Annotated in this window: 14 protein-coding genes; 10 read left to right on the top strand and 4 right to left on the bottom strand. The window is 29.5% G+C overall.

What is annotated here, in order from left to right; translation table 11 throughout:
• Positions 1-95 precede the first annotated feature (95 nt).
• Positions 96-1,439, bottom strand: coding sequence for an NADP-specific glutamate dehydrogenase (gene gdhA / locus EM932_RS18535; protein ID WP_135878700.1), 1,344 nt, complete (start codon positions 1,437-1,439; stop codon positions 96-98).
• Between the two features lie 439 nt (positions 1,440-1,878).
• Here gdhA and EM932_RS18530 point away from each other — a divergent pair, with 439 nt between their 5' ends.
• The gene (locus EM932_RS18530) at positions 1,879-2,682 is read left to right on the top strand and encodes a THC0290_0291 family protein (RefSeq protein WP_135878699.1); all 804 of its coding nucleotides are present in this window, start codon (positions 1,879-1,881) and stop codon (positions 2,680-2,682) included.
• A gap of 4 nt (positions 2,683-2,686) precedes the next feature.
• On the opposite strand, the gene EM932_RS18525 is transcribed toward EM932_RS18530, so the two are convergent.
• Positions 2,687-3,826, bottom strand: a complete 1,140-nt coding sequence (locus EM932_RS18525; RefSeq protein WP_135878698.1) for a cystathionine gamma-synthase — start codon at positions 3,824-3,826, stop codon at positions 2,687-2,689.
• Between the two features lie 244 nt (positions 3,827-4,070).
• Between EM932_RS18525 and EM932_RS18520 the strand changes: the two genes are divergently transcribed.
• Positions 4,071-4,793 (top strand): DUF3298 and DUF4163 domain-containing protein, encoded by a 723-nt coding sequence (locus tag EM932_RS18520; protein WP_135878697.1) that lies wholly within the window; start codon positions 4,071-4,073, stop codon positions 4,791-4,793.
• On the opposite strand, the gene EM932_RS18515 is transcribed toward EM932_RS18520, so the two are convergent.
• The gene (locus EM932_RS18515; RefSeq protein WP_135878696.1) at positions 4,773-5,237 is read right to left on the bottom strand and encodes a DinB family protein; all 465 of its coding nucleotides are present in this window, start codon (positions 5,235-5,237) and stop codon (positions 4,773-4,775) included. The genes EM932_RS18520 and EM932_RS18515 overlap by 21 nt on opposite strands.
• A 92-nt stretch (positions 5,238-5,329) precedes the next feature.
• Between EM932_RS18515 and EM932_RS18510 the strand changes: the two genes are divergently transcribed.
• The 8 genes from EM932_RS18510 to EM932_RS18475 all read left to right on the top strand — a co-directional run bounded on the left by EM932_RS18510 (position 5,330) and on the right by EM932_RS18475 (position 11,703).
• Complete coding sequence (locus EM932_RS18510) at positions 5,330-5,686, top strand: arsenate reductase family protein (protein WP_135878695.1); 357 nt, start codon at positions 5,330-5,332, stop codon at positions 5,684-5,686.
• A gap of 92 nt (positions 5,687-5,778) precedes the next feature.
• Positions 5,779-5,937: a helix-turn-helix domain-containing protein gene (locus EM932_RS18505; protein WP_135878694.1), complete on the top strand. Its 159-nt coding sequence runs from the start codon at positions 5,779-5,781 to the stop codon at positions 5,935-5,937.
• A 173-nt stretch (positions 5,938-6,110) separates the two neighbouring features.
• Positions 6,111-6,407: a HipA domain-containing protein gene (locus tag EM932_RS18500; RefSeq protein WP_262709958.1), complete on the top strand. Its 297-nt coding sequence runs from the start codon at positions 6,111-6,113 to the stop codon at positions 6,405-6,407.
• A 66-nt stretch (positions 6,408-6,473) separates the two neighbouring features.
• The gene (locus EM932_RS18495; protein ID WP_135878692.1) at positions 6,474-6,737 is read left to right on the top strand and encodes a hypothetical protein; all 264 of its coding nucleotides are present in this window, start codon (positions 6,474-6,476) and stop codon (positions 6,735-6,737) included.
• 390 nt (positions 6,738-7,127) lie between these two features.
• Entirely contained in the window at positions 7,128-8,150 is a 1,023-nt protein-coding gene (locus EM932_RS18490; RefSeq protein WP_135878691.1) for a hypothetical protein, read from the top strand.
• A complete protein-coding gene (locus EM932_RS18485) occupies positions 8,143-9,048 on the top strand; it encodes a hypothetical protein (protein ID WP_135878690.1) in 906 nt (301 codons plus the stop codon). The genes EM932_RS18490 and EM932_RS18485 overlap by 8 nt, the downstream gene beginning before the upstream one ends.
• Before the next feature lie 20 nt (positions 9,049-9,068).
• Positions 9,069-11,057 carry an HpaII family restriction endonuclease gene (locus EM932_RS18480; protein WP_135878689.1) on the top strand — a complete coding sequence of 663 codons (1,989 nt, stop codon included), beginning with the start codon at positions 9,069-9,071 and terminating at the stop codon, positions 11,055-11,057.
• 1 nt (position 11,058) lies between these two features.
• Positions 11,059-11,703: a TaqI family restriction endonuclease gene (locus tag EM932_RS18475; RefSeq protein ID WP_135878688.1), complete on the top strand. Its 645-nt coding sequence runs from the start codon at positions 11,059-11,061 to the stop codon at positions 11,701-11,703.
• A gap of 327 nt (positions 11,704-12,030) precedes the next feature.
• On the opposite strand, the gene EM932_RS21120 is transcribed toward EM932_RS18475, so the two are convergent.
• Positions 12,031-12,251, bottom strand: a 221-nt coding sequence (locus EM932_RS21120; RefSeq protein ID WP_211344324.1) for a hypothetical protein, incomplete at its 5' end; no start/stop codon positions are given.

Below are 12,251 nucleotides of genomic sequence, written 5' to 3'. Positions count from 1 at the left end.
TAACTAACGAGTTTTACTTTAAAATAATATATTTTAAGCAAAAAAGCCTCTCAAAAATGAGAAGCTTCTTTATTCTTTTTATTTAATGATACTAATTACACAATCCCTTGTGCCAACATAGCATCAGCTACTTTCACAAATCCAGCAATATTGGCGCCTTTAACGTAATCTATGTAGCCATCTTCATCTTTCCCGTATTCAATACAAGCATCATGAATATTGGACATGATATCTTTTAGTTTTAAATCTACCTCTTCTCTAGTCCAATTAAATCTTAATGAGTTTTGAGTCATTTCTAAACCAGATGTAGCTACGCCTCCAGCATTTGACGCTTTTCCAGGTGCAAATAATATCTTAGCTTTATGAAACGCTGTAATGGCATCTTTGGTTGAAGGCATATTTGCCCCCTCACTTACGCAAACACATCCATTACTTAAAAGAGTATTGGCATCATCTTCATTAAGCTCATTTTGAGTAGCACATGGTAACGCTATATCACATGTAACCTCCCAAGGTGTTTTACCTTTTACAAATTTTGCTTCAGGATATACTTCTAAATACTCACTAATTCTCCCTCTTTTTGTATTCTTAAGCTCCATTACGTAAGCCAATTTCTCTGAATCTATTCCATTTTCGTCATATATATAACCAGAAGAATCAGAAAGTGTTAAAACTTTACCGCCTAGCTGTATTACTTTTTCTGCTGCATATTGTGCAACATTTCCAGATCCAGATACTACCACATTTTTACCTTCAAAAGTGTCTCCTTTAGTTTCCAGCATTTTCTGTGCAAAATAAACAGTGCCATAACCAGTAGCTTCTGGTCTAATTAACGAACCTCCCCAAGACATTCCTTTCCCTGTTAAAACACCGGTAAATCCATTGCTTATTTTTTTATACATTCCAAAAAGAAAACCAATTTCTCTAGCTCCAACACCAATATCCCCTGCTGGTACATCTGTATTATGCCCAATATGCCTGAATAGCTCACTCATAAACGCATGGCAAAAGCGCATAATTTCGTTATCACTCTTTCCTTTTGGGTCGAAATCACTTCCTCCTTTTCCACCTCCCATAGGTAAAGTTGTAAGACTATTTTTAAACACTTGCTCAAATGCTAAAAACTTTAAAATACTCATATTAACCGTTGGGTGAAAACGCAAACCTCCTTTATAAGGGCCAATCGCAGAATTCATTTGAATTCTATATCCCCTGTTAACTCTTATTTCACCTTGATCATCAACCCAGCAAACTCTAAATGTTATAACACGCTCTGGTTCAACCATTCTTAAAAGAATATTTTTACCATAATATATATCATTATCAATAATATATGGGATGACTGTTTCTGCTACTTCCTCTACAGCCTGTAAAAATTCTGGTTCGTGACCATTTCTTTCTTTTACTAAGTCTAAAAATGATTCAATATTACTTTTCATACACACAAAATTGTATTGTTATTATTAAATAGATGATTTTAGGATGCAAATATACGTTATCTTAAAAAAAAACATCATTTTTTTTTGAAATTCGCAATAAATAATCTCAACACATTATAGAAGAAATTTATTATTGTTCTGTTTGATTATTTACTAACAAGATTTATTTTTTACTGAGTTTTAATTTCTTCGTTTTTAGCAACCCCTCAAAAAAATGTATTAGACTATATTATAATGACTTAGAAAAATAGTTCAAAAAATTAAATTGCTAATTATCTTAAAGTTAAAAGATTAATTTTTTGAAATTTTCAACAAATAATTTCAATATATTTGGGAGAATTCATTAATATTATGTTAGTTTACCGATAAAATTTGGTATTTCACCGAGTTTTTCTATATTTGTTGTCGATTATGCCTCAGAAAAAACAAAAAACTTACTATGCTTAACATAAAATATGTAGCTTTTGCTTTTTGCTTGTTTATTACCTTTCAAACAGCCAGTGCTCAACTAGGCTTTTCTCATGAAATTGGGGTTATAGCCGGTCCTTTACAACTAAGATCCGATTATGGCAGTCGTGAGGATTCAAAAACAAATTTTGGAAATTCTGGTTTTGGAATAGGTATTGTACATTATTTAAACTTCTCTTACAGAGCAGATTGTAACTGCTACACTACAGATACTTATTTTAACGACCATTTTAAAGTACGAAACGAAATATCATACAATAAAACCAATCTGGAACATCTTGGTGAGTTTGTTGATCCTAGCAAAACAAGCGTTCTGGCTGATCAATTAAGAGGACATAAAGGTGTCTCTAAAAATTTAGATATAGGAACTCAACTTGAATTCTATCCTCTTAGCATTCGTTCCTTTCAAGCTTTTAGTTATAGGCTTGCTCCTTTTGTAAGCTTGGGAGTGCATTATACATCCTTTACTCCAGAAGTTAGCACCACATACGAAAACCCTAACCCTCTTTTAATAGGAAATGTACTTGAACCTAGTAATTTTTATTCTGAATGGGATCCGGGATCGGTAGACGCGTCTTCAGGCAGTACATGGTCTATGGTTTCTAGTGTTGGAGTACGATACAAGCTCGATAAACTTTCAGATTTAATGCTTGATTTAAGATGGCAATACTATTTTAGTGATTGGGTAGACGGCCTTAATCATCAATTGGAATTCAACAAAAGTAATGATTGGCTACTATGGTTTAATATCGGTTATATTTATTATTTGGACTAAAAAATTATTCTAAAGCCTGCTCTAAATCAGCGATTAAATCTTCTATATCTTCTATTCCCACACTTAATCGAATTAAAGAATCTACAACACCTGTTTTTTCTCTTTCTTTTTTAGGAATACTGGCATGTGTCATGCTTGCGGGATGGCCAGAAAGCGATTCAACACCTCCTAAAGACTCTGCTAGAGTAAAAATCTTAAGACTTTCAACAATCTTAATTGATTCTTTCATATTGTTCCCTTTAGTAGTAAAAGAGATCATTCCACCAAAATCTTTCATTTGAGATTTAGCGATATCATGATTCGGATGATTTTCAAAACCAGGCCAGTAAACTTTTTCTATTTTTGGGTGATTTGCCAAAAAGTTAGCAACAGCTTTGCCATTTTCACAGTGGCGTTGCATTCTAATATGTAATGTTTTTATACCTCTTAATACTAAAAAGCTATCCTGTGGCCCACAAACAGCACCACTAGCATTTTGTATAAAGTATAGTCTATCTGCTAACTCTTTATTTTTTACAACCAAAGCCCCCATAACAACATCACTATGCCCTCCTAAATATTTAGTTGCAGAATGCATTACTATATCTGCACCTAAATCTAAAGGTTGTTGTAAATACGGTGTAGCAAATGTATTATCTACAGCTAGTAAAATACTATGTTTTTTTGCTATAGCTGAAACGGTCTTTACATCAATAATATTCATCATTGGATTGGTAGGTGTTTCAACCCAGATTAGTTTAGTATTTGTATTAATGTAAGCCTCTATGTTTGAAGCCTCTTCCATTCCTATAAAATGGAATTTAATTCCAAAATCCTGAAAAATTTTTGTAAACAAACGAAAAGAACCTCCATATAAATCATTGGTAGAAACCACCTCATCACCAGGTTTTAAAAGCTTAATAACAGCATCTATTGCAGCAAGACCTGAGCCAAAGGCTAATCCGTACGTTCCATTTTCAATACTTGCAAAAGCATTCTCTAAAGCATTCCGAGTTGGATTATGAGTTCTAGAATACTCATACCCTTTATGTCCTCCCGGAGTTGTTTGAGCATAAGTAGACGTTTGATAAATTGGAGGCATTACGGCACCATAAGCGGCATCATGTTCTTGACCTCCATGTATTACTTTAGTATTAAATTTCATTTTAAAAAACCTTTGTACAAAGGTAAGTTTTAATTCGGTGAAGCAAAAAATATTAATAAATGTAATTATATAAATCATTTGACTCATAATTAACGGAAACAGGTTTGAATATAAACACCCATTGCTTAGATTCCCGCTTTTGCGAAAATGATAATTTCAAAAGAAACTTCAATATTTTATATTGAGGAATTATTCTTTAATTCAAATGCAATAATTATCTTTAATGTTGATTAATAAATCCTGTATGCATCGTAAAAAACACCTTTTAATTATATGTTTGTTTTTCATTTTTACGGCTTGTAAAGATGAATTAAAGTTGTCATTTTCAGAAGTTAACATTTCAACTAGTCATAATAATCTTGTTGAAGTAAATATTCCTAATGCAACTGGTAATAAAGACATTACTGATCGAATAAATTCAATAATAACTAAACACATAATAGCGTCATTACATATCGGAGAACCAGATCATATCACGTCAAAATCTATTAAAGAAAGCATTACTTTATTTAATAAAGAATTTCAATCCTTTGAAACTGATTTTCCAGAAAGTGCAGAACAGTGGGAAGCACAAATAGACGGAGAGGTGTTGTTTCATTCTTTGGAAATAATAAGTATCGCTATAACATCTTACATTAATACTGGCGGAGCACATGGAACGTTAAATATCTCTTTTCTGAATTTTGAAACCAAAACAGGAAATTTAATACTTAACAACAAATTATTTAAAGATATTGAGGGCTTCAAAAAAGTAGCTAAAATTTATTTTAATAAAGTCATTAAAGACGAGGAAATTATTTTAGGTGATCCTGACATCTTCAAACTACCGTCAAATATAGCATATACTGAAGAAGGTATTGTTTTACTCTACAACACTTATGAAGTAGCACCATACTTAACAGATATTATAGAATTCACGATCCCTTTTGAAGAAATTGATTCTCTTTTATTTTTTAACAACCTTTAAAAGGGATTTAATATACCCAATATGCAATCCTTCATGAAATAACACAAATTGCAAAGCTTCGTCTACATTTCTTAAAGTATTACCTGTAGTAGAAACTGTATATTCGTTGTATTCTTTAAAGAGTTCGTTTTTATAATCTGCTTCTGTTTTTTCTATAGTTGAAAACAGTAAATCTTTTATCTCATTAACCTCTTCTTGAGTTACAACACCTTTTGGTTTACTATCTTTTCTATACTTATCAATCATTTCGTTAGACAACATCGTTGGCAAACCTGATAATTTATAAACTAAAAGTTGCTCACTCACTATTATATGACCAATATTCCAGATAATATTGTTATTAAATGTTTCTGGAATTTTATTTAAATCTTCTAAACTTGTTCTTTCTAATATGCTTTTAAGAGAATCTCTTGTATTGAATAATACTTCGAATACGAATTTCATGTCATTTATTTTTTGGATAAATATACTTCTAAATGATATAATTACTTTTATTTTGTAGAAATAGTTTTTATAAATAAAAGTAACGCATGAACATGAAAAAAGTATATTATCTAAAAACCTGTAGCACTTGTATTAGAATTTTAAAAGACTTGGATCTACCTTCTAAATTTATTTTACAAGACATTAAAAAAGAAGAAATAACAGTGACTCAATTAGAACAGATGAAAGAACTTTCAGGTAGTTATGAGTCTCTTTTTAGCAAACGCTCTAAACTTTATAAAGAAATGGATTTAAAAAACCAGCAATTAGAAGAGCGTGACTATAAACATTATATACTCGATCACTATACTTTTTTAAACAGGCCTGTTATAATAAATGGTAATCAGATTTTTATTGGTAATTCTAAAAAAACTGTTGAAGCAGCAAAAACAGCTATTTATTCTAAATAAGAGAGACAAATATCAAAATCTATTTTATATCCAAACATTTTCATATACTATAAATATTAAACTTAATTTATAGATAATATATTATCTATTCTATGAACAAGTATAGTATAGACAAACTTCCGAGAGATGTCCGTTTCGAAATTGCTAACAAACATAAAAAACTTCGAAAACAAAGAGGATTATCCAAAATTGAATTAGCAGAGCGCTCAGGAGTATCGCTAGGCAGCTTAAAACGTTTTGAAACCAGATAAAGACCTTGAGTATATTGAGAAATTATTTGATTCAAAAAAGAAAAGTTGATGGAACCTATTGAAAAATTGGATATTTACCTTCGTTTTACCGACACGCCCCTTTCTGTTGGTCAAATGGTCTCCGACAACGGAACCATTTTTTTTAAATACGATGATACTTTTATAGCAAGAATATATCCTTCCTAATGAACGCCGCTGGAGAATGGAAATTAGCTCCAGCATATGATCTTACTTTTTCAAATTCATCACACGGCATGCATAACCCTATGGTAGCAAGGGAGGGCAAAGCACCAGAAGAGCAACATTTATTGGAATTGGCAAACACCTTTGAAATGAAACACTCTAAAACTATTATTAATGAAGTGAAAAGTGCTATTTCTGATTGGGAAATTTACGCCAAAGACTCTGATGTCAGTAATGATTCCAAAAAACTAATCAATAAAGCTTTGACGGAAATTGGCAAGCGTTGAAATACGGATTGTTTTTGATCTTTATACAAAAAACTCTATAATTTAATATTCATTTTATTAAAAAAAATGCATAAAAAAAACAAAATTGTTACACTTCCATACTCTTGTAAATTGAATCAATGGGACGAAACCAATAAAAGACTAAGAAAGAATCACAAAAAATACAAACAAATCACTGAATCTATAAAAATACTCGATACAAGGCTACAAAATGCCATTGATGATTTAGAAACACAAGAGATTAACTATGACCTTGATGACATAAAAGAAGCCTTTTTAAACGAAGCAAAAGAAAACAGGATCAAAATAATTTCTGTGAGCGATTTTTAGCCCTAAAAAGCCCCTTATTGCACTTTTGGAGACGAAAATGTGGAGTTTACTAGAAACTACATTGACCCCAAAAAAGACATACAAACAAGTTCTTGAACAAAAACAAAAATATTAGCATAACATATTTATATACAGATATTTAAACTGTATTTTTAGTGAAAACACATTAATTCAAAAAACAAAGTTGTTAATAAACGACTCTTTTAAATAACTGAAAATCTACTAATTTTAATGATTTAAGGGTGCTTCTACACATATTAACATTCATTTTATTAAAAAAGTAGTTTCAAACCTAATACTATCCCTGTAAATTTGTATTATATTTGGATAGATGCAGATAATTCACAATATCAAATTATTGTAATTAATATGATAAAAATAAAATAAGAAATGAACATATACGAAATTGATTCTGATGAAGTAATTAACGCAATTGTTGTTAGTGGCTCAATAACATACAAAGAAGCAATCGAAAAATTAGTTCCTTTAATTAATAAGACCGAATTTCAGAGAAAACTACAAGACAAAAAATTCTATGAAAAACTAGAAAGGGATATTGTAGATGGCTGTATAATGCCATCAATTACAATAGCATTTGTAGATAAAACAATAACTGCAAATTCTAAAAAGGAAGACATAATAAAGTTTTTTGAAAAAAATAACTCAAAATCATTCGTTTTAGATGGTATTCAAAGGTTAAATACACTTTCAAGAGTTAGTGATTCTAAAGATATTGATTTAGACAGAAAACTATATTTAAACATTGTTTATAGTGATTCAGTTGACAAATTACTTTACAGAATGATAACTCTTAATAACGGACAAAAGCCAATGACACCTAGACATCAAGTTGAAGTGATGATGGCTAATGTTTTTGACTTTAATGAACTTGGAATACATGTTCAAACAGAAAAAGAAAGAGCTGTTAAAATCAAAATGAACTCTTTCAATAAATCAGATTTAGTACAAGCTTATTTAGCATATATGGCTAATAGTCCTATGGTGGACAATAAAAAAATCATCCAGGATAAAATGGATGAATTAATAGTTAATAAAATAGTTTCAGCAGAAAAAGTTGAGAAAGATTCAACTTTTGAGAATATGATTAAATCTCTTGCTAAGTTTCAAAAAAGTCCTATTTCATTAAAATGGTTAAAACAAGCTAACAATCTAGTAGGTTTTGCAGTTGGAATGAAAACTTCTTCAAAAGACATTAAAGATTTAACTGTAGAGCAATTCGAAAATTCAATTAAAACTTTTGACCAGGCTTTTTCAGATTTTAATCCTTCCAAAATAAAACTTGGGAAATTAAGGAGAGAGCTTTCGTATGATTACTTCAAAAATTACTCTAAACTAAAAGACTTAGATAGTTTGGAATTGTTGGAATATTTCAGCGAATTGACTAATGATTAATCGTTATACATACGAAGACCCAATTTTTAAAGCCTCTACTAAAAATCAGAATTTAAGAATTGAGAGTTCAAATAAAATATTGAATATCTTTCGATTAATATCTGGCACAATTAATTGTACTGATACTTATGAAAATAAGGTATATAAGTTTAGAGAAAATTATTCAAATTTCCCCTTCACTACTAACGAAAAAATAAATCAATCTGTCGTTCTAAACAATTTCCCAGATGAAGTAAAATTAAAAGACCTGAACGAATATTTTAAGCGTTCTAGATTTAATTCAAAGTTTTATGGTTCAATAGAACCCGAAATAATTAAATGTCTTATAGCTGTAAAAAAGAATAATCATCTAGAAGCATTCTTTTATTTATATGGAATTTTAGAAGGTATTTCATATTCAATACCGCTTATCTATGTTTCTAAAAATAACAACTATGATAAGACATATAAACAATTACAGTCATTTTTTAATAATGAACAAGATGGCGAATTAGCCTTTTTCAAAAGGTTCATAACAGAAACATTCAAAAAAGAAGATTTTTTCAAGTCAACTATCGACATAGATTTTAATACGATTGATAGAACGGAATTGAGGGAGGCATATTATAAAATATACTTAGATAAAGTAAGTAATAAACCTATGAATGGCAAAGATTTAAAAGGTCAAACTTTAAATCAAGAAATTAAACTTTCTTTTATAGGATTCTATGATTTTATTATAATTATAAGAAATAGATTCTTTCATCTAACTAAAGGGACTTGGCAAAATAATTTGAGTTCGACTGAAATTTTATTTCCAGACTATTTCTTTAAACCAATTGTTAGTCACGGGCTTAATTGGGTTTCACTAATAATATTTGAGATTATAAAAGTGGACTTTGAAAAAGGAAAAAATTAAAAATATGATAAGAAAACTAAATGAATAATAAACATAATTTCACTTTCATTGATTTATTTGCAGGAATTGGTGGATTTCATATTGCAATGCATAACTTAGGTGGGGAATGTGTCTTTGCATCAGAAATGGATTTACCCGCAAGAATAACCTACGAACATAATTTCAAGAATATATCTCCCAAGCTTTTTAAAGAAAACAGGTTTAATGATGACATAAGAAACATAAACCCTAATGATATTCCTGACTTTGATATCCTTTGTGCTGGTTTTCCTTGTCAACCATTTAGTCAGGCAGGATATAAAAGAGGTTTTGAAGATAATCATAATTCTGAAAGAGGAAATCTGTTTTTTAACATTGCAGAAATATTAGAGACAAAAAAACCAAAAGCTTTTTTTCTTGAAAATGTTAGGGGTTTAGTTACGCATGATAATGGGAAAACGTTTAAGGTAATACGTGAAATTTTAGAAAATGAGTTAGGGTATTCGTTTTATTTTAAAATTGTAAAGGCTTCGGATTATGGATTACCTCAATTAAGACCAAGAGCTTTTATGATTGGTTTTCGTGATGAAAGCTTTATGAAAGGATTTACATTTCCTAAAACAAAGCCATTAAAACTTACAATGAGTGATGTCTGGGAAGGAAATTGTAGTAGAGAAATTGGATTTACTATTAGAGTTGGCGGTCGTGGTTCAAATATAAATGATCGAAGAAATTGGGATTCTTATCTTGTGGACGGACAAGTAAGACAACTTGGTGTTAAGCAAGGAAAAAGAATGCAAGGTTTTCCAGAAAAATATGAATTTCCAGTAAGTAAGACACAAGCGATAAAACAATTAGGAAATAGCGTTGCAATTGATGCCATTCAAGAAGTTGGAAATCAAATGCTCAATCATTTAAAATCATTAGAAACTTCAAATTTTTCAAAATTGGAAATGAAAGAACCTAAAAATAAAGGAGAATGGACAGAACTATTAGTATTTGTTAAATTACTAGCAGAACAAAAGCTTCATCTATCTGATAAGGATTTAAATCAAAAAATTGATTTTTTTAATATTTCAAAAATAACAACTCGCAATTTAGATTTAGATTTTTTCATAATAGATAAAACAACAATAAAAGCTGTTAACAATACTTCTGGTAAAAATATTACAATTGATATTTCAAGTATATTAAACGAAAAAAGTTTAAAAAAAATAACTCAATCAATTGAAAATGGAAAAGCTACGTTCAATGTTCCTGAGTTTGAAATAATACAGAATAGTTTAGGTTTTAATGTAATTAAAGGAGGAACAAGTAGTCAAAAATCAGATATAATTTTAGATATTAAAAATGAAGAAATAGAAAAACAAAATGAAGGGTTTGGCATAAAATCATATTTAGGTAGTAAGCCCACTCTTTTAAACGCTTCTGGGAATACTAATTTTATTTTTGAAATAAAAGGTATAAATGAATCAAAAATTGATGAAATAAATCAAATAGACACAAGGACAAAGTTAAAAGATAGGATTATTTTTATTGAGGAATTGGGTGGCTCTTTTAATTATGTTGGTGCAGAAAAAGAAACTATGGAGCATAATTTAAAAATTTCCGATAGTTTAATGCCAAATATTGTAGGTCATTTATTATTGAGTTTTTATAAAAAAAGAATTTCTAAGTTAACTAAAATTGTAGATGAAATTCACAAAGAGGGCTCTTTGAATAAAGATGTTAATTACGGAGAAAAAGAATCATTAGAAATAAAAGTCAAAAGACTTTTAATAGATATTTTATTAGGCTTTTTTGCAGGTAAAAAATGGGATGGAGAATATTTAGCAAATGGAACTATTGTTATAAAAAAGTCAGGAGATTGTTTAGGTTTTCATATAATAGACAGCAAGAGTTTGAAAGACTACCTTTTTGAAAATATAAGCTTAGATACCCCGTCTACGACAAGACATAGATTTGGAAAGATTTATATGGAGAAGGATGGTAAATTATACTTTAAACTAAATTTACAATTAAGATTTTAGTATGGCTATTTTAGATGTTATTAAATATTCAAATCATTTAGAACTTTTTAAAATATCTTCAAAAGAAATTGAGAATCAAATACTATCATTTAAACTAACTTTTATAAATAACCGTAATCAAAAAGCGGAATGGGGCGTTCGATTCCCAACTTTTCTTGATAGCTTTTATAAATATATTTATAACAATGATAAGCTACCATCACAAGATGAATTTTATAATTATTATTTAGCTAATAACAAAAGTTGGTTTAATTCAACCCCTTTAACCAAAGAGGTCTATGATGGATTAAAAGCAAGAATATATAGAACTTATCCATCATTAATTCGTGATTTGCATTTTTCAAAGCTAATAAGTGAAAATGCAACTGATTATAAAGTAATTTATAATACAAATCTTGATGTCAAAGAAGGTATCGATTTGTTGGTAATAGTGAATAATAAAAACATTGCAATAAATTTATATACTAAAACAAAAAGAGCAGTAATTGGGCGAATAAAAAAAGAGAGTAGGCATATTCCGTATGATAATATTACTTACATAGAACTACCCGTAGAATTTAATGGTAGTAATGAAATAGGCGACTTTTTCTTATACGGAAATAGAGAAATTGCTCAACTTGAAGAAAAGATAAAACTCAGTAGCTAAAAAATAGAATACTTAGTTTAGTGCTTAATCAAGAGTAAAGTAAATTCGATATTTGCTTCATTACCCTTTTATATACTTTCTCTGTGGAGTAGTTTATTTCTTGTATTGTTAGAACTTCTGTAAAAGTGTTGTCATTATGAACATTATCGATGTATTTATTAACTTCTCCTTTGATAAATAGCATTTTTTCTGAATTATTTTGAACTTGGGAAGGTATTATCTTTACAGAGTTATTTAGGGTATCTTTTATACCAATTTCAATCACTTTTTCAAATTCTTGAATCATACATTGCTTTGCAATATTGACTTCAGATAAGCTATCAACTGTTACTCGTCTGGGGTGTGGTTTTTGTTTCTTCTTTTGTTTTTGGTTGTAATCAGAAATATTAATAATATAGCTAAATCATTATAGTTTGACATGTTTTTTGTATCTTGTAGTATGTCATACTCACTAGATTTCAGACGGCGATTATTTAAAGTAAAAGCAAAAGAGCAGTTGACATTCCAAGAGGTCAGTGCTAGGTTTGGGATTCCAATACGCACACTGT

The sequence above is a fragment of the Flavivirga rizhaonensis genome (assembly GCF_004791695.1).
GTDB lineage: Bacteria > Bacteroidota > Bacteroidia > Flavobacteriales > Flavobacteriaceae > Flavivirga > Flavivirga rizhaonensis.
The sequence above is the reverse complement of the archived record's forward strand: the minus strand, read 5'-3'. Positions and strand labels throughout refer to the sequence as shown.

Coding starts and splice junctions, on each gene's coding strand:
- EM932_RS18485 (WP_135878690.1), top strand. CDS start 8,143: ATGATTAATCGTTATACATACGAAGACCCAATTTTTAAAGCCTCTACT.
- EM932_RS18475 (WP_135878688.1), top strand. CDS start 11,059: ATGGCTATTTTAGATGTTATTAAATATTCAAATCATTTAGAACTTTTT.
- EM932_RS18510 (WP_135878695.1), top strand. CDS start 5,330: ATGAAAAAAGTATATTATCTAAAAACCTGTAGCACTTGTATTAGAATT.
- EM932_RS18490 (WP_135878691.1), top strand. CDS start 7,128: ATGAACATATACGAAATTGATTCTGATGAAGTAATTAACGCAATTGTT.
- gdhA (WP_135878700.1), bottom strand. CDS start 1,439: ATGAAAAGTAATATTGAATCATTTTTAGACTTAGTAAAAGAAAGAAAT.
- EM932_RS18520 (WP_135878697.1), top strand. CDS start 4,071: ATGCATCGTAAAAAACACCTTTTAATTATATGTTTGTTTTTCATTTTT.
- EM932_RS18515 (WP_135878696.1), bottom strand. CDS start 5,237: ATGAAATTCGTATTCGAAGTATTATTCAATACAAGAGATTCTCTTAAA.
- EM932_RS18480 (WP_135878689.1), top strand. CDS start 9,069: ATGAATAATAAACATAATTTCACTTTCATTGATTTATTTGCAGGAATT.
- EM932_RS18505 (WP_135878694.1), top strand. CDS start 5,779: ATGAACAAGTATAGTATAGACAAACTTCCGAGAGATGTCCGTTTCGAA.
- EM932_RS18495 (WP_135878692.1), top strand. CDS start 6,474: ATGCATAAAAAAAACAAAATTGTTACACTTCCATACTCTTGTAAATTG.
- EM932_RS18525 (WP_135878698.1), bottom strand. CDS start 3,826: ATGAAATTTAATACTAAAGTAATACATGGAGGTCAAGAACATGATGCC.
- EM932_RS18530 (WP_135878699.1), top strand. CDS start 1,879: ATGCTTAACATAAAATATGTAGCTTTTGCTTTTTGCTTGTTTATTACC.